General features: G+C 45.1%; 15 protein-coding genes. 11 read left to right on the forward strand and 4 right to left on the reverse strand.

The window, feature by feature from the left end:
- Positions 1-189: 189 nt before the first annotated feature.
- Together L1070_RS04580 and L1070_RS04585 are read left to right on the forward strand one after the other, a co-directional pair.
- Positions 190-477 (forward strand): helix-turn-helix transcriptional regulator, encoded by a 288-nt coding sequence (locus tag L1070_RS04580; protein WP_083330467.1) that lies wholly within the window; start codon positions 190-192, stop codon positions 475-477.
- 295 nt (positions 478-772) lie between these two features.
- On the forward strand, positions 773-2284 hold the full coding sequence (locus L1070_RS04585) for a tryptophan 7-halogenase (RefSeq protein ID WP_237124648.1): 1512 nt from the start codon (positions 773-775) through the stop codon (positions 2282-2284).
- A gap of 55 nt (positions 2285-2339) precedes the next feature.
- Here L1070_RS04585 and L1070_RS04590 read toward each other — a convergent pair whose 3' ends face one another.
- Together L1070_RS04590 and L1070_RS04595 are read right to left on the reverse strand one after the other, a co-directional pair.
- The gene (locus L1070_RS04590; protein WP_237124649.1) at positions 2340-3854 is read right to left on the reverse strand and encodes a tryptophan halogenase family protein; all 1515 of its coding nucleotides are present in this window, start codon (positions 3852-3854) and stop codon (positions 2340-2342) included.
- Between the two features lie 138 nt (positions 3855-3992).
- Positions 3993-7028, reverse strand: a complete 3036-nt coding sequence (locus L1070_RS04595) for a TonB-dependent receptor (RefSeq protein ID WP_237124650.1) — start codon at positions 7026-7028, stop codon at positions 3993-3995.
- 437 nt (positions 7029-7465) lie between these two features.
- Between L1070_RS04595 and L1070_RS04600 the strand changes: the two genes are divergently transcribed.
- The 8 genes from L1070_RS04600 to L1070_RS04635 are packed head-to-tail and all read left to right on the forward strand — an operon-like array spanning position 7466 to position 17241.
- Positions 7466-8692: an amino acid deaminase gene (locus L1070_RS04600; RefSeq protein ID WP_237124651.1), complete on the forward strand. Its 1227-nt coding sequence runs from the start codon at positions 7466-7468 to the stop codon at positions 8690-8692.
- A gap of 11 nt (positions 8693-8703) precedes the next feature.
- Complete coding sequence (locus L1070_RS04605) at positions 8704-9576, forward strand: MurR/RpiR family transcriptional regulator (RefSeq protein WP_237124652.1); 873 nt, start codon at positions 8704-8706, stop codon at positions 9574-9576.
- A 3-nt stretch (positions 9577-9579) separates the two neighbouring features.
- Complete coding sequence (locus tag L1070_RS04610) at positions 9580-11052, forward strand: D-aminoacylase (RefSeq protein WP_237124653.1); 1473 nt, start codon at positions 9580-9582, stop codon at positions 11050-11052.
- Positions 11053-11058: 6 nt separating this feature from the next.
- Entirely contained in the window at positions 11059-11445 is a 387-nt protein-coding gene (locus L1070_RS04615; RefSeq protein ID WP_237124654.1) for a RidA family protein, read from the forward strand.
- A gap of 52 nt (positions 11446-11497) precedes the next feature.
- Positions 11498-12934, forward strand: a complete 1437-nt coding sequence (locus L1070_RS04620; RefSeq protein ID WP_237124655.1) for a sodium:solute symporter family protein — start codon at positions 11498-11500, stop codon at positions 12932-12934.
- Complete coding sequence (locus tag L1070_RS04625) at positions 12931-13902, forward strand: sugar kinase (RefSeq protein ID WP_237124656.1); 972 nt, start codon at positions 12931-12933, stop codon at positions 13900-13902. Before L1070_RS04620 ends, L1070_RS04625 begins: the two co-directional genes overlap by 4 nt.
- Positions 13895-16330 carry a family 20 glycosylhydrolase gene (locus tag L1070_RS04630; protein WP_237124657.1) on the forward strand — a complete coding sequence of 812 codons (2436 nt, stop codon included), beginning with the start codon at positions 13895-13897 and terminating at the stop codon, positions 16328-16330. The genes L1070_RS04625 and L1070_RS04630 overlap by 8 nt, the downstream gene beginning before the upstream one ends.
- A gap of 8 nt (positions 16331-16338) precedes the next feature.
- Positions 16339-17241, forward strand: a complete 903-nt coding sequence (locus L1070_RS04635) for an SMP-30/gluconolactonase/LRE family protein (RefSeq protein WP_237124658.1) — start codon at positions 16339-16341, stop codon at positions 17239-17241.
- A 57-nt stretch (positions 17242-17298) separates the two neighbouring features.
- Here L1070_RS04635 and L1070_RS04640 read toward each other — a convergent pair whose 3' ends face one another.
- Positions 17299-18384, reverse strand: coding sequence for a hypothetical protein (locus L1070_RS04640; RefSeq protein WP_070984697.1), 1086 nt, complete (start codon positions 18382-18384; stop codon positions 17299-17301).
- A gap of 227 nt (positions 18385-18611) precedes the next feature.
- On the opposite strand from L1070_RS04640, the gene L1070_RS04645 reads away from it, so the two are divergent.
- Positions 18612-20498, forward strand: coding sequence for a winged helix-turn-helix domain-containing protein (locus L1070_RS04645; RefSeq protein WP_275423237.1), 1887 nt, complete (start codon positions 18612-18614; stop codon positions 20496-20498).
- Between the two features lie 8 nt (positions 20499-20506).
- Here L1070_RS04645 and L1070_RS04650 read toward each other — a convergent pair whose 3' ends face one another.
- The gene (locus L1070_RS04650) at positions 20507-21568 is read right to left on the reverse strand and encodes an SUMF1/EgtB/PvdO family nonheme iron enzyme (protein WP_237124660.1); all 1062 of its coding nucleotides are present in this window, start codon (positions 21566-21568) and stop codon (positions 20507-20509) included.
- Between the last annotated feature and the right edge of the window lie 334 nt (positions 21569-21902).

Here is a 21902-nt window from a genome sequence, read left to right on the forward strand (position 1 = left end):
CAATCCGATCAATTATTTTACCAGTTGACCCAGATAGGCTACATGAAATAAATCATCTTGTCTATTTCGGTGTTTCAGGGGGCTGTGAGTGTAGTCAAGTACATTCACTCAATAGGACCATTTGGTGATTTGCAACCAGTTTGTTGTACAGGCTGTAAAATACCGACTATTACCAAATATGGATATATGATGACAATAAGAAGAAATGAACGCACACGCAAAGCGCATACCTTGGCAGCAAAACAGTATATTCCAGCGACAATTCGTAAGTTACGAAGAGATATGAAATTGACTCAGGCTCAACTGGGTAAAAGCCTAGTTACGCCAGTCGATCAGGCCACTATCTCAAACTGGGAATCTGGTAAGACAGAACTCACAGCATGCCAATTGCTTGATATTATGATGCTGTTTGGCCAACCCAATTTTCTATCTTTTATCGAGCAATATAGTCCTGTTGAGGAAAGGCAGTCTGCCTAACATGAATTTTGCGTTCTGTATTTAGCAAAGCGCGACCCAGTGTTCTCGTACCTGTAGCAGTGTTACAACTGCCTTGTGCTGGTGAAATAAACGTTACTGTTAGTTGGTTGTTTATTTCACCTTTTTATGGATTGATCCCACCGCATTTTTCTCACACGTTATCGACTTAATATAAAGTTTTTATTTTCAATTTGATACGCATAAAAAATAGTATGTTTTTTGTGCTCAATGGCTTAGAACGCAACGGATTTTAGTTTATATTAGGGTAACTAAAAATAATAAAAAAAGGTGTTCTGTGGCTGATGAAATAAAGAAAATTGTCATTGTTGGTGGTGGCACAACAGGTTGGATGGCAGCGGCAAGCTTGTCTAGGTTTGCAAAGGGAAAGGATTTGAGTGTTACCCTCATAGAGTCTCCTGATATCAACACTGTTGGAGTGGGAGAGGCGACTATTCCAAACTTCGTAGACTTCAACCGCAATTTAGGGATTGCGGATGCCGATTTAATAAAGGCCACACAGGCCACCTTTAAACTGGGGATTGAATTCGAAGATTGGTATAAAAAAGGATCACGGTTTTTTCACCCGTTTGCGGCTTATGGCGCGCCCTTAGAAAATGTTGAATTCCATCAATACATTAATAAACTCAAGGCACAGGGTGTCGCACCAGAGATAGAAGATTATTGTTTTGCCTGTTTACTGGCCAAAAAGGGGGCTTTTGCTCAGCCCAATGGACAAAGTAACAATTCAGCCACTCATTACTCTTACGCCTATCACATGGATGCAGTGTTGTATGCGCAGTTTTTAACTCAGTTCTGCAAAGAAAAGGGAGTTAAGCATATTCTGGCAACGGTATCTAAGGTAACGCTAAATGTAGAGTCGGGGATGATTGAATCGCTGAAACTCAGTGATGGACAGACCATCAATGGTGACTTATTCATAGATTGCTCGGGTTTTAAAGGGATATTGATTGAAGGAGCCATGGGGATTGGCCTTGAAGCAGATGATCATTGGCTTCCTTGTGACAGCGCTGTCGCAGTGCAAACTGAATTACAGGGTCAACCCACACCGTATACACGAGCCATAGCCAAAGAGGCAGGGTGGCAATGGTGTATTCCTCTACAACATCGTATGGGGAATGGTTATATCTACTCCAGTAAATTTATGAGTGATGCACAAGCCGAGGAGAGTCTGCTAAACAGCGTAAAAGGGCGTACCATAACCCAGGTAAAGCACTTTAAGTTTCCAAAAGGACGTAGGAAAGTAATTTGGCATAAAAACTGTTTTGCGCTGGGTTTGGCCGCGGGCTTTTTGGAGCCACTGGAGTCTTTGGGGATTTCTCTCATTCAAACTGCATTGGCCAAGCTGCTGACCTTTTTTCCAGACAAATCATTTAATCAGGCTGATATTGATGAAGTGAATCGACTTCATAATAGTGAGCTTGACCGCATCATTGATTTTTTACTGGTACATTACAAGCTGACGCAGCGTGATGACACGGCATTTTGGCGCTACTGCCAGCAAATGCCAATCCCTGAGAGTCTTGCTCACAAGCTGGCAGTGTATAAAAGCCAAGGGCACGTGGTGCAATATGCTGATGAGTCTTTTCAACAGGCAAGTTGGCTTGCAATGTTCTTTGGTTTTAATTTGCAGCCAGAGCGTTTTGATGCGCGGATTAAAAGCTTAGACAATCGCCTAATTGAGAAAAATCTAGCGCAGTTAAACGACCAATTACAAAGTGCAGCGTCACAATGTTTGTCGCATCAAGCGTTTATTGATAAGCACTGTAAAGCGGTAAGTGATGTCTAGTGAGGTGGATCAGAATCAAGCAGGGCTTATTCTGATCTCTTAAATTCAAGTTGATTTAGAGGTTTTTGGCAGGACAGTACTTGTGCAAAAATTGTGCGTGTGATGGTTGCTTGAGCACACATTGCTCAAGTGCCGTGCGACCCATCGTCAGGCTTTTTCTTAGCGCGTCAATATCGAGTGCATCTAATGTTGGGTTGTAACCTTTTGGCCTGACGCCCATGCCATCCAATACGGCATACCAGCTCGTGGCTTGAAACAGTGCTTCAACGTCAGGAATTAATCCGCCTTGTTGGGTGAAAAAGGTCATGCGTTGCCCTAAGGTTTGCGGAATGGCACGATGTTGCCAGTCTCGCCAAAACGGGCTGTCTGAGCGCTGGGTGGTGCAATAGTGTAGTACTAAAAAGTCACGGATTTCGGCGTAGTCTTGATGTATTCGACGGTTGAACTCGGCTTGTAAAACGGCGTTATGCTGCTTGGTTGGAAACATACGGACAAATAAAGCCAATGATTTTGATACCAAGTGAATCGCAGTTGACTCCAGTGGTTCTAAAAAGCCTTGCGCCAGCCCTAGGGCAAGACAGTTTTTGTTCCAAACTTGTTCTCTTAAGCCTGTTTTAAAAGGTATAACGCGAGGAGGCGCAAGCACTTTACCTGAAACGTTATTCATCAATGTGGCGGTTGCTTGCTCGTCACTGATGTACTTATCGCTGTAAACGTAGCCATTGCCCATGCGGTGCTGCAATGGGATATGCCAGCTCCAACCCGCCTCTTGTGCACGCGAAACAGTATAAGGCGCTATGTCTTCAGACAAAGTCGTTTGTACGGCAACGGCACGGTTGCAGGGCAGATATTCGGACCAATCCAGATAGTTTGTATTTAATGCCTTACCAATCAACACACTATTAAAGCCGCTACAATCAATAAAAAAGTCACCAGCGATGGTTTGGCCGGATGTTAAGGTAACAGACGAGATACACCCATCCACTGTTTTGTCTACTAATTCAATATGGCCAACCGTACGTTTGACGCCAATCTTTTGTGCAAAATTACACAGATATTTTCCAGCTAGTACCGCATCAAGGTGTAGCGCAAAACGTGCGCCCGCAAGGGGGGTATTCATCGCCTGGTGTGGAATAAAAAATCGATTATGCTGCGAGAGCACCGCTTCGGGTGAATAAGCCATCAGTGGCGTATTATCACCGTTGGCTTTGAGTGTTAGCCAGCACTGGTAAAACTCATGGCCATCAATGCGTTGACCAAGCTCCCCAAAGGGGTGAAAGTAGCTGTGGCCCTTTTTATACCAGTCCTCAAATTTAATGCCCCACTTAAAACTTGCTTGCGTCTCACTTATAAAGTTTGCTAAATCAATACCTAAGCTTTCTAACGTGTCGATAAGTGGTGGAATAGTTGCTTCACCAACACCAATGATGTTGACGTCTTCAGACTCAATGAGCTCAACTTCTACATCGGAGTGTTTGAAAATATTGCCCAAGGTTGCACCAGCCAACCAACCGGCGGTTCCGCCCCCAACAATGACAAACTTTTTAATCGGAGTTTGGGTCTTTTGCATAGTACATCCTCAAGGCTTGTTGGCGGCAACGCAAGGCGCGGTGCTCACTCAATTGGTTAACTTGTCTATCTTGATTGGTTGTTTAGTAAATAAGACTACCGCTCAAAGCGGTAGTCTTGGGCAGAAGTGTTATTTCAACTAAAATGTTGCCCTAACACCAAGGGTCCAGCGAGACTCGTACTCATTACGGAACGCTTTTTGGGCGGCAAACTGTAAATACGTTTGCTGAACTTCTTCAGTAATGTTTGAGCCATGTAAGAAGATATCTAAGTACTCGGTGGCATGGTAGGTGGCACTAAAATCAAGTTGTGAATAATCATCTTGGTAAAGTGATTGTCCACCGACTGCACTTGAGCCTGTTGTGACTAAGCGCGGGCTGCGAGAGTTCCATGCTAGACGTGTTGAGAACTCATCTTGTTCATACCACAGTACAAAGTTATAAGTGTCCTCTGAGTTACCTGGAAATGGCAGCTCGCCAAACACGCTTTCATTGGTATCATAACCACTATCACTGAAGGTATAGTTCACATCAACACCGAAGTTTTGCAAGATGCTGATGTCAGTATAGTCACCGAATGCGGCTTTCATACCGATTTCTACCCCTTTGACGTAACCACCTTCACCCTGTACTTGGGTGGTAAACGGCCATGGACCACGACGTATACCATCATCATCCGGCTCATCAATCATCACCGTGCCGTCAGTTGTGAAGCTTTCAATATCAATTTTGTAAAGCGCTAAGAATGCCATGGATGCTTGACCAGAATACCACTCTGCCGAAAGCGAGAAATTTTTGGAGCGCCACGGATTCAGTTCAGGGTTACCCGATAAGGTGCCGTTCACCACACGCAAGCAGTCACATTCACCATTGATGGCTTTACCTACCGTTTTACCTCCACCCCAGTTACTTAGTGTGAGAGCTTGCATATTTTTTGAATAAGCGGCGCGTACAATCACATCCTCTGTTACGTCTGCACTAATATTAATAGACGGCAAGTAATCAGTATAACTGCGCTCGGTAACTACATCACCCACGTCAGGTCCTAAGCCACTGTGGGGGAGGTTCGCCCCCGCCAAGTTTTGTTTAACATACAAGTCGGTTTCAACTACTTTCACACCAAAGTTACCCTTGAACATGTTGTATTCGAAGTTGGCTTGTAGGAAATAGCTAAACTCATTTAGTTCGACGTCGTAAGACGCACCCGCGTTTTCGATACGCTGAACATTGCCAAATGTATCTAAATGGAATTGGTACGGATCGCGAAAGTTACTCGGGTCAATTGACCACATTGCTGGAATACCCTGCACACTGCCATAACTGGAGATTTGACTCACCGTGGTGTAGGTATCAAGTCGGGCTGGGTTTAGCAGGGTGTAGGGCACCCAAGTCCCCGCTGGGATATCACCGACATCCTGTGTTAGATATTCACCTGCTGCGGGGTTACCCTCACAGGTTGCGGGAGTGTGATATTGGTCAACCGCTTTCCACTGTGCAACATCACAGCCATCACCAAACTCCGATGTATAAGTAAATTGGTCGTGATCGACTTCGCGTTCCATCACGCGAATACCAAAGTCTACGCTGGTGATAAAAGTCACATCATCAAATTGGTAGTTCCACTTTGTACTGAAGGTGTTGACTTCACCTTCATCGTCGGTATTCCCTTCTGAAGAAAATGCACCGATGTGATATGAATCGATATTGCCCATATAGTCGGCGATACTCATACTTCCTTGGCCACCATTGACGATTTGTTCAAAACCGCTGAATACCGGTGATTCACCGCTAGCATTGTAGCGCAGTAAAAAGCTGTCATCCTCAATACCGCCGGGTGAAAATGCAGCATAACAACCGCCTTGATCGCCTACAATAGTGTCATCATCGCCACAAAACTCGGCAGGGGTTAATTGCCCAGGCCCAGTCACTAAAGTGCCTCTATCAATACTCAACATGTCGCCTTCACCGTAACCATGGCGCATTCTGGCCGATGCATGCGCACGCGTAGCGCGTACTTGACCGGTAAGTGCACCACCGTTATTGAAGTTAAGCTCTAAGTTCAGGTTGGTCGATTTTTCAAAGTTATTGTTCACCTGAGTGAAGGTTTGTAGACGCCACGGTTTTAAGTAAAAGTCATTGACCGCTCCCCAAGGGTTGCCATCAGCATCAGTAAATGTATCTCCTGTCCAGCCCGACTCAGTCGGGTAGGCATAGTCATTAAAAGTGTACCAGCGGTTGTTTTGCGATAGCCCTCGGCGGTCATTAAAGCGCGATTGGTCGGTGTAAAACGCTTCAAATACCAATTCAAATCCTTCACTTAAATCGGCTTGAAACGCGAACTGGTAGCCCTCACGTTCACGTTTTTCTTGTTTATTAAACGCCGCAAAGCCCTGTGGTACAACGTGGCGAACCTCTTCACCGCGTGGGTTTTGGCCCCATGTGAAGTTATTGTTGGCAGCGCCAATACCGCCGTTTTCAGAGGTGTCGAAATAGCCGTTGTAGTCGGTTGCTAGCGTCGCTTCCTGAGTAGCGGCTGAAAACAATACTCCCCATTTGGCGGTGTTGTAGCTGATCAATCCCGTTAATGTCGGGTCACTTTGTTCACTGATAGAGCCTTGTGTTACATCGGCTGACACGTTGTATACCCAGCCTTTATCCATATTGAATGGGCGGCGAGTTTTTAAATCTACCGAGCCTGTAATGCCTGAAGCTGTGCGTTTTGTTTGACTGGTTTTGTACACGTCAACGCCCGAGAAAAGTTGTGCGGGTAGATCTCCGAAATTTGCGCCAGAGGAGTCTATGGTTGTGGCACTGAGAAATACTTCACCGTTGAGTGTAGTGTCAACTTGACCCATGCCACGAATTTGTACAGGTCCACTTTCACCAGCCGTTCTTTCTACCTGAACACCAGTGATCCGTTGTAATGAGTCAGAGATGGTGACGTCAGGTAATTTACCTATATCTTCTGAAGCAATACCATCAACCTGTGATGCTGCAAAGCGCTTGACGTTAATAGATTTTACTGTACTGGCACGGATCCCTTTGACTTGAATAATTTCAATGTCTTCTTGCATGGTTGCGCTATCTTGCGCGTTAGCATGATGGGCTATACCTGATGATAATGCGACCGCGATAGTGGACGCCAGTACGCTGCGTTGAAATGTTTTGGTAGACACGTTCTTCCCCTTGTATCGTTTAGCAAAGCAAATTGACTGGATTTGCTTTGCCTTATCGTTGTGATGACTCTCGCCATTTTTAAAAACTAACTGACAGCGTTGTCATTTGTTTTTAAAAAAATATTGATGGCCTGTATTTTTGAGTAACATGACGTTTAACTACCCATACAAACGTTGCGTCATCAAGACAGAGTAACGATGGCGCAAAACGTACTCATAATTTACCTGCTCAGTTCAAAATAAAATATATGTTGCTTATCAGGATTGTTAAAAAGTAACAAAAAATATTATTGAACTTGTTACTTTCTATCATTATCATGGGCTAAAAATCAAGCAGGTTGATTGATATTTGTATTACTTTTGGTTGTAAATTGACCTTGTGTGCATGCCCTTACTGTATGTTAATAATTAATTGTTAAGAATAGATAAAAGGTCTTATGTCTGAATTTATGAAAGGTGCGGGTAAGTCAGAATCACTTACAGCGAGTGGTTGGAATATTCTGGCTGAGGAAGTGAGCTTTCCTGTGGCGGTTGTTAAACAAGGTGCGATTACTAATAACGCACAATGGATGGCGCAGTACGCTAGGCAAGCAGGCGTAAAGCTCGCGCCCCACGGCAAAACCACCATGTTGCCCGATTTGTTTAAGCAACAAATTGAGCAAGGGGCATGGGCTATCAGTTTGGCCACTGTGCCTCAGGTGTTAAATGCGGTTGGGCAAGGCATAGAGCGAGTCATTTTAGCCAACCAACTGATCGGCAAGCTTCATTTTGAATTGATTGCACAGTTGCTGAGCCAAACCGATACAGAGTTTTATTGTTTCGTCGACTCGCTGGATAATGCTCGCCAGTTGGGGGCGTTTTTCCAATCGAAGAACGTGGTATTGAATATTCTTCTTGAGGTTGGTGTTGAGCATGGCCGCTGTGGTGTGCGCTCAAGTGAACAGCTATTTGAGCTGTTGGATGTGTGTCAGCAATTCAAGGCCTTAAAGGTGTGTGGCTTGAGCTTTTACGAAGGGGTGATCACCAAAGAGCAAGCCCAACAGCGCATCCATTCATTTGTAACAGATGTGATTGCAATGGCGGTGCAAATTGAGCAGCGTCAGGGGTTTGCTATAGATAAACCCATTATTACGGGGGCAGGCTCAGCTTGGTACGATGTGGTTGCAAAGGCGCTGAATGACAGCGAAAGTCGTGGGCTATTTACCTATGTGCTACGCCCTGGTTGTTACGTTATTCACGATACCGGTATTTATCAGTCGGCTCAGCAACAAGTGCTACAGCGCAGTCAGTTGGCGTGTGATATAAAAGGAGGCCTAACATCGGGTTTATACCTTTGGGCTTATGTGGTGTCTCGCGCCGAACCTAATCTGGCCATCATTGGGTTGGGCAAGCGTGATGTCGCTTTTGATGCTGGGTTACCAACACCGCAATTGATATTTTCTCCTACTACTCAAAAGCTTGAAAAGGCATCACCTGCATTTCGAGTAACAGATATTATGGACCAACACTGCATGATGAGCATAGCCTCAGACGCGGCACTTAAGGTGGGCGATTTGGTTTGTTTCTCAACGTCTCATCCATGTTTAACGTTCGATAAGTGGCGGCAAATTGGTGTCGTTGACGATGACTGGGTGATTAGCAAAACATTGACTACATACTTTTGAAGGGCATGGCGATGGACATAATTGACAAAATATCACAAGGGATGGGGCATTTTAGCCCTGCGGAGCAAAAGGTCGCCAAACTAATTCTGTCAGATCTTCATTTTGCAGCCCGAGCTTCAATTGATGAATTGGCGCAAAGAGCGCAAGTAAGTAACGCCAGTATCACGCGTCTTGCAAAAAGCTTACAGTGTGACAATGTGCGTGATCTTAAACTGCAACTGGCAAAGTCTACCGGGGTTGGAGAGCGCTTCCTAGGCACTTCTTTGGTAGAGCGGGTAAATATTTCTCATGTCTATTCCTCCATAGAAGAAATTTTGCATCTCAATGCGGGCTTGATTGAAGAGCAGGTGGTGCAACAGGCCTGTGATGCAATTTGCAGTGCTCGCCATTGTTTGATTTATGGCGTGGGTGGGGGCAGCAGTATGCTGGCCATGGAGTGTCAAAATCGCTTATTCCGTTTGGATATACTTAGCAACGCTCACAGTGATCCCATGTTAATGCGCATGACGGCATCGACCATCAATAAAAGCGATGTTGTTATTAGTTTGTCTATCAGCGGGGTAAGCCCTGATGTCATCGACGCAACTCGTATTGCAAAAGAGTATGGTGCAGTGGTGATTGCTATTTGCCCTGAAGGAGAGCTCTGCGCTTTGGCTGACTTTCACTTACCGATAAAAACGCAAGAGAGTGATTATATCTTCAAACCCAGTGCGGCGCGTTATGCCATGATGGCGGCGGTGGATATATTATCCAGTGAAGTGGCGATGAAAAACCAACGCCGTTCAAAAGAAAAACTGCGACGCTTGAAGATGCAGCTCGATAGGCATCGTAATGAAGCCTGTGGTGCGGACCCTGTCGATAAACGTTTTCCACTAGGAGACTGAACCATGACCGGGACTGAGCTGGTGGATACCATCATTCATAATGTGATGATTTACAATGGGGAATATAGTGAGCCTATATTTGGTGGTGTGGCTATTTTGGATGAACAAATCGTCGCGGTTGAAGACGTATCACACTACAGGGCAAAGCAATATATTGATGGGAACGGGTATGCATTAGCACCGGGGTTTATAGATGTACATACTCATGATGATTTAGAAGTACTGCGTAATCCACATATGCTTAGCAAACTGAGTCAGGGTGTCACCACTGTCATTACCGGTAACTGTGGGATAAGCGCTGCACCATTTTCTGGGTGTGATAAGGTGGTTGATCCCATTAACTTACTGGGCGGGGATACAGAGTTTAAGTTTGCCACACTGGCAGAGTATCGAGCATGTTATGCCAAGGTAAGGCCGAGCGTTAATACCGCGATGCTGATAGGCCACACGTCACTTCGGGCGCAAGTGATGTCATCGCTTGGGCGTAGTGCAACTGGCGAAGAAATTGCACAAATGAAAAAGCTACTAAGTGAAGCTCTGACTGATGGTGCTGTGGGCTTTAGCACAGGGCTTGCCTATGGCAATGCCAATGCGGCCAGCTTTGATGAGGTAAGTGAATTGCTTCAGTGTTTAGTGCCATACAAGGGTATTTACACAACACATTTGCGCACCGAATTTGATGGGATTTTGGATGCTATGGATGAAGCATTTACTAGTGCGAGAAGTGCCCAAGTGCCTTTGGTTATTTCACATTTAAAATGTGCTGGTAAAAGCAACTGGGGCAGAGCGCAACAAGTATTGGCACACCTTCAAGAACAACGGCAGCAACAACTAGTTGGCTGCGATTGCTACCCGTATGCCGCCAGTTCAAGTACTTTGGATCTAAAGCAGGTGACGCAAGAGAGTGAGATTTTTATCACCTGGTCTGAGCCTCACCCTGATATGGCCAAACGAACACTCAAAGACATTGCCAGTAAATGGCAAGTTTCTTTGTTACAAGCCGCGCAAAAACTAAGTCCTGCGGGGGCGGTTTATCATTGTATGGACGAGCAGGATGTACAGGATATTGTGAGTCATCAACATACCATGATAGGGTCGGACGGACTGCCTTGCGATCCCCATCCACACCCTAGACTGTGGGGCACCTTTGCTCGTGTGTTAGGCCGATATGTACGAGAGTTAAATAGCCTCGATTTGTCTTTGGCTATCCATAAAATGACAGCGTTATCATCGCAAACATTTGGACTCAAAAACCGAGGGGCGATCAAAGTGGGCTACTTTGCTGATTTAGTGCTTTTTGATGCCAATACGGTTTCAGATCAAGCAACTTATAGTCAGCCTCATAAACCAGCGCGAGGGATTAAACATGTCTGGGTTAATGGCCGAACCAGTTTTAAAGAAGGGGATGATCAAGTCAGCATCCAACGCAGATACAGAGCTGGGCGATTTTTAGCCCGTTTAGATAATCAGGAGTAAAGAGCAATGACAATTAGACGGTTTGGAGCTGAAGGTGGCACGGGGACTGGTGGACAGCACTTACCCTTCGCCAGAGCGGTTGAAGCTGGAGGCTGGTTACGCGTGTCGGGCCAAACGCCAATGCGAGACGGCGAAGTGATTGAGGGGGGCATTGTTGAGCAAACCACAATCGCACTGGATAACTGTGTGGCCATTATGCGTGAAGCGGGTTATGAACTTGAGCATGTTACTCATGTGTCGGTGATATTGACCGACGCACGTTACTTCCAGTCGTTTAATAAGGTATTTGCGCAGTATTTTGGTGCTCATCCTCCTGCGCGTATTTGTATGGTGGCGGATTTAGTGGTGGATTGCAAAGTAGAAGTGGATGTTACCTGCTACAAGGGTGACTGACCGACTTATATACACAGGCGTCGTTCCAAGTAAACTCAAAGAGGAGACATCAATGACATCACAGCAGAGTTTTTTCTTGTTGGCTTTTGTCTGCTATTTACTCGCGATGGTGGTGATTAGCTGGTGGGTGTCTCGTTGGCAAAAAAGTGCCAGTGACTTTTTGTTAGCGGGGCGCAGAGTTCCAGTTTTGCTCACTTTGGGTACGACAGTGGCAACCATGGTGGGCACTGGTTCGTCAATGGGAGCCGTTGGCTTTGCCTATCAGAATGGTTGGGCTGGGACTTTGTACGGTATCGGCGGGGCGCTTGGCATTTTATTACTAGCCTGGCTATTTGCACCAGCTAGAGCACAAAACTTTTCAACCATGAGTGAAGAGCTGGCCAGCTATGTTGATAACCATCCATTTGTGAAAAAGCTATTAGCATTGCTCATTTACAGCGCCAGCATTGGCTGGTTGGGAGCACATCTGATAGGTGGTGGCATGTATTTATCTTGGCTGACAGGTATTGAACAAGGGCAAGCTAAGCTTATCATTGGTATCGGCCTGGCGGTTTATGTGACTATCGGGGGGTATAGTGCGGTGGTGTGGACGGATGCCATTCAAGCGTTGATGCTATTCATTGGTTTTGTATTCATGGCGTACTTTGCGCTCGATCTTGTAGGTGGTCTAGGCGCAATACAGCACAGTGAAAGCGTCGTTGGCAGTGGCTTCTTATCAATCAACACAATCGGCGTTATACCTGCGATATCTTTGGCTATTGCGGTGTTAGTCGGGGTGTTAGCGACACCGTCATTTCGTCAGCGGATATACTCCGCTGAAAGTGTGCGTAGTGTGCGCCAATCCTTTGTTATTTCAGGAGGGCTTTATTTGCTGTTTTCTGGTGTTCCTGCATTGATTGGGATCAGTGCCTACTTGCTCAATGCACAGCTTGATAACCCCGCTTTTGCATTTCCTTATCTGGCGCTACATAGTTTACCTTTGTTATTTGGCGGATTGCTTATCTTAGCAGGATTGTCAGCCACCTTATCCAGTGCCAGCTCAGATGCAATTGCTGGGGTGAGTGTGTTGGTAGACGATATTTACCAGTGGTTGGTTGGTAGCAACATGCCTGAGCAACATCAACTGTTAATATCACGTGTAGCCATGTTACTTACGGTTGGCTTGGCATTGTTTATGGCGCTGCTATCAGACGATATCGTCAGCTACATCACTCATATGGTTGCGATGGTGATGAGTGGTTTGTGTGTGATGGGGTTACTAGGTAGGTTTTGGCGAGGCTATACATGGCAAGGTGCGTTAGCAACTTTGATTAGTGGTGTTGTGGGAGCCTGTGTGGTCGCTCAACAGGCCAGTTGGTTAGCTTGGTTTGGTAATCCTGTGTTGCCTGCATTGTGCTGCGCGATGAGTTTCGGAATATTAGCCAGTAAGCTCAGTCAAAAAAGCAGCGTGAACAAGGCACACAATACCGTGGAGCAAACGTCATCATGAGCATGCAAACTAAACGTGTCGTATTTTTCGGTGAATGTATGGTTGAACATCGAGCGGATGGAGAGATGTTTTTTGGTGGTGATACATTTAACACGGCTTGGTACTGTCAGCATTTATGTGCTCAACTAACAAAACCTCCTATGGCAGTCTATTATGCCAGTGCAATTGGCACGGCGGCTCAAGATGATGTCTTTGCAAAGCTAATGACTAGAAACGGCATTCATGATGAGTTTTTGTTGAGGCACCCACAGCGAAAGATGGGTAGATACTGGGTGAGCCATAGTCAATACGGTGAACGGGTATTTCGTTTTGACAGAGCCGATAGTGCGGCCCGCACTTATTTTGAGTTGGATGACACGCTTAGCGACTCACTCACTCGTGGTTTGATCGACGCAATTTATCTATCGGGTATTACTTTAGCCATTCTGCCAGCCACGGATAGAAGTTATTTCATTGATAAACTTATAAATTTTAAGCGCCAAGGTGGTATCATCCTGTTTGATAATAACTATCGGCCTAGTTTGTGGGAAGGCATAAACCCTCAACCTGATTATCGCGCGTTGATGGCAATAGCCGATATTGCATTTCTAACCAACGATGATGAGTATGTGTTGTATGGTACGCATAATCCAAGAGAAATCATTGAATTTCACTCTACAGGGAGTCGCAACAGACAATTGCTGGTGATCCGTCAAGGGGCCGCATCATGCGTACTTTACTGTAATGAAAGCAAAACCCGTATAGAAGTACCTGCATGTCAGGTTGAATCACCCGCGGTGGTAGACACTTGCGCTGCAGGGGATGCATTTTCAGCGGGTTTTTTGGTTAACTTCTTACTTGAAGAAGACACGGTGGCAAGTGCTACTGTTGCACACCGGTTGGCGGCAGAGGTTATCCAACATCAAGGGGCACTGATCTCGCCAACATTAATACCCAACTTGCTAAATCAGGAGCGTTTTGTTGAATAACTACCTTAAATTAGTCATCTCATTGCTGTGTTGGAGTTATGCCGCTGTGTGTGTTGCTTCACCAATCCCCGCAAACTTAGGGCTGTTATTGATGCCATCGCCTAAAAAGATGCAAATGACTCAGCAGCAACTTATTTTGCCCGAAAATGTACAGGTTTTTATGACGGGGTTTGATGAACAGCGTCAGTCTTTGCAGTTTTCAAGGCTTCAGTCTGCGTTGGCTCAAAGTCAAAGTTTGCGCTCCACTATCTTACTCAAAAGTGCTTTGCCAGATACCAGCTTTTTGCAGATAGTGGTGGCAAGCAACAGCCGCACAAAGGCTCATCACTTGATACCACAATTTTCAGAGGACGAATCATATACGCTGGATATTGGTGCCCATGGTATCCACATTCAGGCGAATACAGTTTTTGGAGCACAGCATGCAGTGAGCAGCTTAATGCAGTTGCTTGCGAGCGCTCAATCAGGAGGGCTTCCTTATCTGCGTATTGAAGATGAACCTAGGTTTGCATGGCGTGGGTTGTTAATCGACAGCGTGCGCCATTTTATCTCCGTTGAAACGATTAAGCGCCAGTTAGATGGTATGGCCGCGGCTAAGCTCAATGTACTGCACTGGCATTTGACGGATGATCAAGGGTGGCGCGTTGAGTCTAAAGCTTATCCTCGGCTGACAGAATTAGCTTCGGATGGTCAATATTACACACAACAGCAGATCAAGGATGTGGTTGCTTATGGCGCTTTACACGGGATTCGAGTAGTACCGGAGTTTGGTATGCCAGGGCATGCCAGTGCGATAGCTGTAGCATACCCACAATTGATGAGTGAGGAAAAGCAATACCAGATGCAACGTCATTGGGGCGTGTTTAAGCCGCTACTTGATGTGTCCAAAGTGCAGGTGTATGAATTTATAGAGACCTTACTTGCAGAGATGACGAGCTTGTTCCCTGATCAGTATGTCCATATTGGTGGAGACGAAGTTGACCCTCAGCAGTGGTTGGCCAACAGTAATATTCAGGCCTTGATGAAGACAGAGAATCTCAATAATGGCCATGACGTACAAGCTTATTTTAATCAACGAGTGCAAGCTATCTTACATCGGCAGCAGCGTATCATGATGGGCTGGGATGAGGTGTATCATCCGGATTTACCGAAAGACATAGTGGTACAGTCATGGCGAGGACACGACTCTTTAAATACAGTGGCACGCAATGGTTATCAGGGCATCTTGTCGACAGGATTTTACATTGACCAACCGCAATATACAGATTTTCACTATCGTAATGATCCCCTAGAGCAGAGTGAGCCTTTAGAGCAATCCCTTGAATTGTCAGCCGCTTATACCTTTACCATTGACCGCCTCAAAGGGAGCGATGTCAACGGTGAGTTGCTCATGATGGGGGGTGACTCAACTCGCCAAGTCCTGATCAAACTCAATGATCAGCACCACAAAGTTGCCCAGTTACAAAAACGCTATACATTAGATGGCAAGCAATACTGGCTGGTGACTTTAGATAGCTGGATGGGGCCACTTGAGTTTGAATTTGCACCTGCACAGGGTAAAAGTTCAGTTTTGATAGGTAACAGCCGCTACCCTTTAGCGCTTAAAGAGAACCTTAACCCATCGCCCGTCTCTATGCCTGAGCCGCTAACACTTACACAGCAGCAGCGTATTTTAGGTGCGGAGGCGACGATTTGGAGTGAGCTTGTCAGTGATGACAACCTAGATTTGAGAATATGGCCTCGCTTGTTTGCCATCGCTGAACGTTTATGGTCGCCCCAGGCGATTAAAAACATAGAAAATATGTATCATAGGCTTGATGCGATGGATGACTATGGTGCTAAAGTAGTGGGGCTTGCACATCAGCAACAGCACGTAAAAGGCTTGAGTTACTTACTCAACCCGACACTCACGGACGCTGAGCATCAGCGCAGTCTAAGCTTTTTAGTGGCTTTATCCTCTCGCTTAGAACCTGCACATTATTATACCCGACATCACATTAAATATTTACAGAACAAATATCACCAACGTGCCCCACTGAATGCTTTGGTTGATTTTCTGCCTGTTGAGAGTCGTGCGGTGCGCCAGTTGCAAGCGGCTTTTACACGCTATCTAAGTGGAAAAACAGATGCATTGCAGCAGGTAGAAAAAGGTACATTCAAGCTACAAGCGCAGTTGTTGGCAGGCCAGCAGGTGTTGGTGAACAACACCAATTTGGAACATCTACAGCCACTTTTAAAACAGCAGCTTGAGCTCAATGTGCTGACGTTAGGTGTAATTGATAGCTGTCGCCGTCAAGTGATCCACTCACCCCAAGAGCAGGCTCAGGTGGCTCAGCAGTTGCGCTCATTACAAAATTTGCGAAGTGAACTTGTACTTGCTGCTGTAGAGCCTGTACGTCGATTGTATTTAAACTGTCAAAATAAGTAAGGAACGCTATGAAATACTTACTCTACTCTCTCATAATTGTTTCAGGGTTGGGGCACGCCACAGCACTGTTTACTACTCAAGACTGGATAGCCGACAATGTATTCACACAAGGCATAGAAGGACCTGCGGTGGATAAGCAAGGCGTATTGTACGCGGTGAATTACGCCAAACAGGGCAGCATTGGTAAAGTGACCGACAAAGGGCAAGTCAGCCAATTACTCAGTTTACCAAATGGCAGTGTGGGTAATGGTATTCGTTTTGATAAATCGGGCAATATGTACATCGCTGATTATGTTAATCACAATGTGTTGCGAGTCAGTCACAAGGCGCTGAACCAAGCTGGCGATTTATCGGGTGCTGTGCGTGTGTATGCCCATCAAAAACAAATGAATCAACCTAACGACTTGGCGATTATGGACAATGGTATTTTGTTTGCCAGTGACCCTAATTGGCAAAATAGCACGGGGCAATTGTGGCGTATCAATCGAGATGGCAGTACGGATTTGCTTGAAAAAGGTATGGGGACAACCAACGGCATCGAAGTCAGTCCTGATAACAAAACCTTGTATGTGAATGAGAGTGTGCAACGTAACGTTTGGCGTTATGACCTTGATGAGCAAGGCAACATCAGTAATAAACAATTATTAATAGAGTTTGCTGATTTTGGACTTGATGGGATGCGTACTGATGCTAAAGGCAATCTGTACATTGCTCGATATGGTGCGGGTGTGGTCGCGGTCGTGTCACCACAAGGTGAGTTACTCAAAGAGGTCAAACTCAAAGGCCAGCACCCAACTAATGTGGCGTTTGGTGGCGCGGATGGAAAATCTGTATTTGTGACCATGCAAAAACGCGGTGCCATAGAAATGTTTAAAACGGATGTGGCGGGGCGTAATCTGAGTAATGACTAGTGCAGCAGACAGTGAAAGACGGCAAAATCTCTGCCGCCTTTCACTGCGATTCATTCATTAAAAGGTTTTTGAAAGGACGAGTCGTTTGATTTTGTCATTGCCAAAAATAGCGTCGTCGACTTCTTCATATTGATAACTGATAGAGACTACCTTGCCGATTTCAGCCGTGATGGTAATGCCTCTACTGTTAAAACTGTCGGAGTATTTATCACCGTTAAGCAGCGTGAGATTATTAGCGACATTTTTTAACTTGTCGTTACTATATTTGTGATGAGTATAGTTAAGCGCAATATTCAGCGAGCCTGGCTGAGCTATTCCATTTGGATCACTAACACTGAACACTTCGAGATAAGAGTTATACTGTGCGATAAGTGACGCTCTGTAGCCTGTGACCCATTCTGAATCTTCATTACCTTTGACATCTTTTGCAACCAAACTAAAAATACCGCCAGCTGATATCGTACTTTGTTTCTTATCTAACCCGCCTGGGCCACTTTTGAATGCCGCAATAACCGGAATGCTTACTTGTAGCCCCGCATCTTTGTCAATCAAAGTATCAGACGCTTCATTTTTTGGCGTATTAGACTTGGGTTCCGCGTAGGAAAAATAGAAAGGTAAGCGGATGTCTTCACCCCACAAATACCATAAGCCTTTGTATAGACCTACGCTGAAGTTTTTGCTGTCTCCCACAGGTGCCAAAGCGGTTTGGTAAAAAGCATTATTTTTGTCAGCTTCAATATCCCATGACACCCATTGAAAAGCTTTAAAGTCATCAGAGGGAACAACAGGGCAGTCTACTTTATTGTCTTCGTCGTCTAAATAGTATCCCTTTTCATCACACGCTTTTAATACTGAGAGTAACTTGTTGTGTGGGATATCGAGTTCCTTTTTAATTGCTGTTAATAGTGCTGGACACTTTGGAGTACTGGTATCTTTAGGGTTGTCCTGACAACTGTTTATAAGGTTTTGTAGTTTGCTGTCATTAAGGTCTTGTAGAGCACGAGCAGTCAGTGAGCTTTGGGATTGTTCAGCATCAGCCCCTCTTGCCATCGCTTCATTGGTAAAGTTATTAGATGTAAAAGGGTTGCTGGCCAATGCAGCAGGTGAGGCCAGCAATGAGAGTACTAGAGCGCGTTTAAGCATATTTAAATTCCTTGTTTTGCTTATCTTAATGTTGGGGGAATAGGTGTATTGTTCATGTTTTATTCATCTACAAACACTTTATTAACATCTTAAGTGTTTGAATGTCAAATGACCAAATGCAAACGCCTTGCTACTCTATACTTACTGCCACACAAAACATAGAGGGTGGTTTTAAAGCGTTGCTTAACACGGTACACTGAGGCATTGTTGTAACAACTCATTATTGCATGCTTTACTTTTCTGAATTTTGTTTCGATACGCAGCATCAGGTTTTGTATCAAAAAGGGAGTGTGGTTAGCCTGAATATCAATCAGGTGAGACTGTTGTCGTTATTTTTAGAAAACCCCGCAAAGCTATTAAGCAAAGAGGATATTCTATCGCATGTTTGGCCGCGAAAGGTACTGTCTGATCAGGTGGTATTTCAAACCATCAGTCAATTGAGAGCGGTGCTTGGTGACGACGCAATCAAAACCTTTCCAAAACGAGGCTATCAATGGCAATTAGCGTTCAGTGACGTACCACCTAGCCAAAATACGGCGTCTGATCATGTCAACAGCTCAGTTGTAAAACATAAAATGGTTTATATACTCAGCGCACTTGCAATTATTTTTGTGAGTGGCGTGTCTTTATGGATGAGTAACCAAGAAAAACAAAAGGTTGTTGTAGATAAGCCGGCGCAACAATTGGCAAATTGGTTTGTGATACCCTTTGCCACCCGCTCGCAGGCTTTACCACAGCAAGCCCTCAAGGATTTGAATCATCAGCTAACACAACGGATGCAACAAATACAACGCCCAGACACTCATTCAGATAGTGCACTAGAGGGAGCTTGGCGGTTTTTTGCTTCGCCATTTATGACGCGAGAAACACAGATAATAAAGAGTAACGTTGATGGTGTGTTACTGTCAGGCGTTATTTATTCATACCAACTTGTGAACCAGCAGAGTCCACACCATATCCTTGAATACCTAGCACAAGGCCGTTATCGGCAATGGCGAGGGTATTTACATATGCACTCGTTGCCTCAGTTGGACGAGGCGCTCTATCAGTCATTAGCGCCAATTATGTCGTCAGACTTTTTTAATGAGCCTTCACAGTCGGCTGCCACCGCTGAGTTGGCAACACTGGTTGCCCGTTATCCTGAACATTTGGCATTACTACAACAATTAATAGAGCTGCAAATCGAGCAGACCGAGTATGACATTGCTGATGCACAGATTGAGAAACTGGCTGCCCTTGCAAAGGCCCAATCGCAACCTGTGTATATTGCTTACGCGCATTGGTTAAGAGGAAAATTGCTGCTGGAACTTGAGCAGCACCAATTAGCCATGCAGCATTTTGAACAGGCTCAGTCACACCTAGCCCAAATCAACTTGCTGGCGCTGCAAAGTGAAGTGAGTCAATCTCAGATTGATGTGGCGGGAGTAAGCACTGATTTTGCACAAATACAAACCTACTTATTTCAGGCGGCGAGTCAGGCTAGGTTGGCTAATAGGCCAGCACAAGAGATCAGGGCATATACTTTATTATCAATCAAGGCGGCAAAACTTAAGTTATATAAAGAACGGTATGATTTTTTAAAACAGGCTGAACTATTGATTGAGGATTATCAGCTTGATGACTCCCACAAAATGTTGACTGACTACCACAGAGCTTTGTTTGCGAAGGAAAAAGAGCAAAAGCTACGGTATTATCACAGGGTACTGAGCAGGCCTGTTACGCCTGAAAACTTTTGGGTGTTTTTTAGTGTCACTGAGCAACTCGTCGACTACGCCCTTGCAGAGCGAGCGTGGTCAGCCGCAGAGGCGCTTTCTCAACGCATTGACGAGCCTACTCGTCGGTCTTATTTAATGGCGAAGTTAAGTGTTGCGAAAGGTGAGCCTGAGCTGGCAATCCAACATGCCACCACGGCATTTAACTTGGCACGTACACAAGGCATTGATTGGGTAGGGCTAGAAATGGCACTGATGTTATTAGAATTACTACAAAGTGACAGCGGTTCGGCGCAAGTCACGTTAAGTAAAAGGTATATCAGTAATACCGCTAAATCTTGGTGGCTGACACGACATCAACAAAGGCTGGAACAAGTAGGAGTCGAGGCGAACTCCTACTGAGCAATATGTTAGTTTGTGCCTGTATTGCCGTTGGCTGAGGTGCTCTTAAGTTGGGCATCTTTTTTTTGCCAGTTTTGTCTGGCCTGTTGTTGTGCCTGAGTGAGGGCTTTGACAAAGCTTTTGTTACCCGTTTGACTCTCTAAGGCTTTGCCATTGGTGTCTAGTGCTAAACGAAACCCTTCAAGCGCAGCAATAAAGTCCTCGCGCATTCGCATTCGAGCGCTGCTCGTGCTTGCTTCCCAATGCCAGCTGCTTCCACGCGCAACGTAAGCATCACAGCCCTCTTTGACAACTGCACTGCCATCATTGGGCGCTTTGTTATAGTTCTCTTGATAACAATCAGCCAACCGTTCTACCACATTACCTAACATATCATGAATGCCAAACGGATTTGGCTCGTATAACCCTACTACAGCGGTGGTGACTTCATAATCATGACATGGCTCTATGGTATAACGGTCGTTATAGACGGCGTTGTATTGTTTTGGCGATTGTGTTTTAGCGTGCAGATCAGATAGGTTAGCGTATTTACAAGCTTGGCCACTCAATGGTTTGTCACCATAAAAATAACGTGTGTGCGTACCTCCTCGTAGTGCGTACTCCCATTCAGCTTCGGTTGGGAGGCGGTAATGCTTACCGGTTTGTTTCGATAACCAATCAGCATAGGCTATGGCATCTTTTCTGGTGACACAAACGACGGGGTGAAATTCACTGTGAGCGTATATATTGTTGTCCCAGCTGCCATCTTTTTTACCGCTACCAAACCATTTTTTGCCAATCCTATGATTACAGTTTTCTACAGTAGGATACCCTGTTTGCTCAACAAACTTCCTAAACTCGGCAATCGTGACTTCATATTTTCCCATCTGAAATGCGCTCACAAATACTCTGTGTTGAGGTTTTTCATCATCTCGGCCTTGTGTGCTACCCATTAAAAAGTCGCCTTTTGGCACGGCAACCATCGGCGGCTCTATATAGGTTGACTCGATGTAGTTTCCGCTGTGCGCAAACTGGCTGGTAAGTATTGAACAGCTGAGTGCTGATAGGGTGCGCAAAGGTAATTTTTGCATGGTTGTTCCTCTTAGATTAAATACCTCATTCACCATGCACTCGTGTTAACTAAGCTGTCTTACTAAAAAGCTATTAATTCGCCCCAATAGTTTTTTGATAGATCTAACAGGTTGATATTAAAGGATAGAAAACATATAAATCGCATTGTTTTGTATGGGAAAAATAAAAGTGTGTGAACATGAAATAGTTGATAATTGGCATGCGTTTTCAAGCTGGGTAATCGCACAGCTTTAATAACTCATTTTAACATTACACAATATAAATAAAATTGCACTGATCATGGCGCTTTAAATAGGCGATGTGCTTGCTACACAGACTTTATTGATAAAGGGT

Source organism: Pseudoalteromonas sp. MMG022 (genome assembly GCF_021654245.1).
In the GTDB taxonomy this organism is placed as follows: Bacteria; Pseudomonadota; Gammaproteobacteria; order Enterobacterales; family Alteromonadaceae; genus Pseudoalteromonas; species Pseudoalteromonas amylolytica.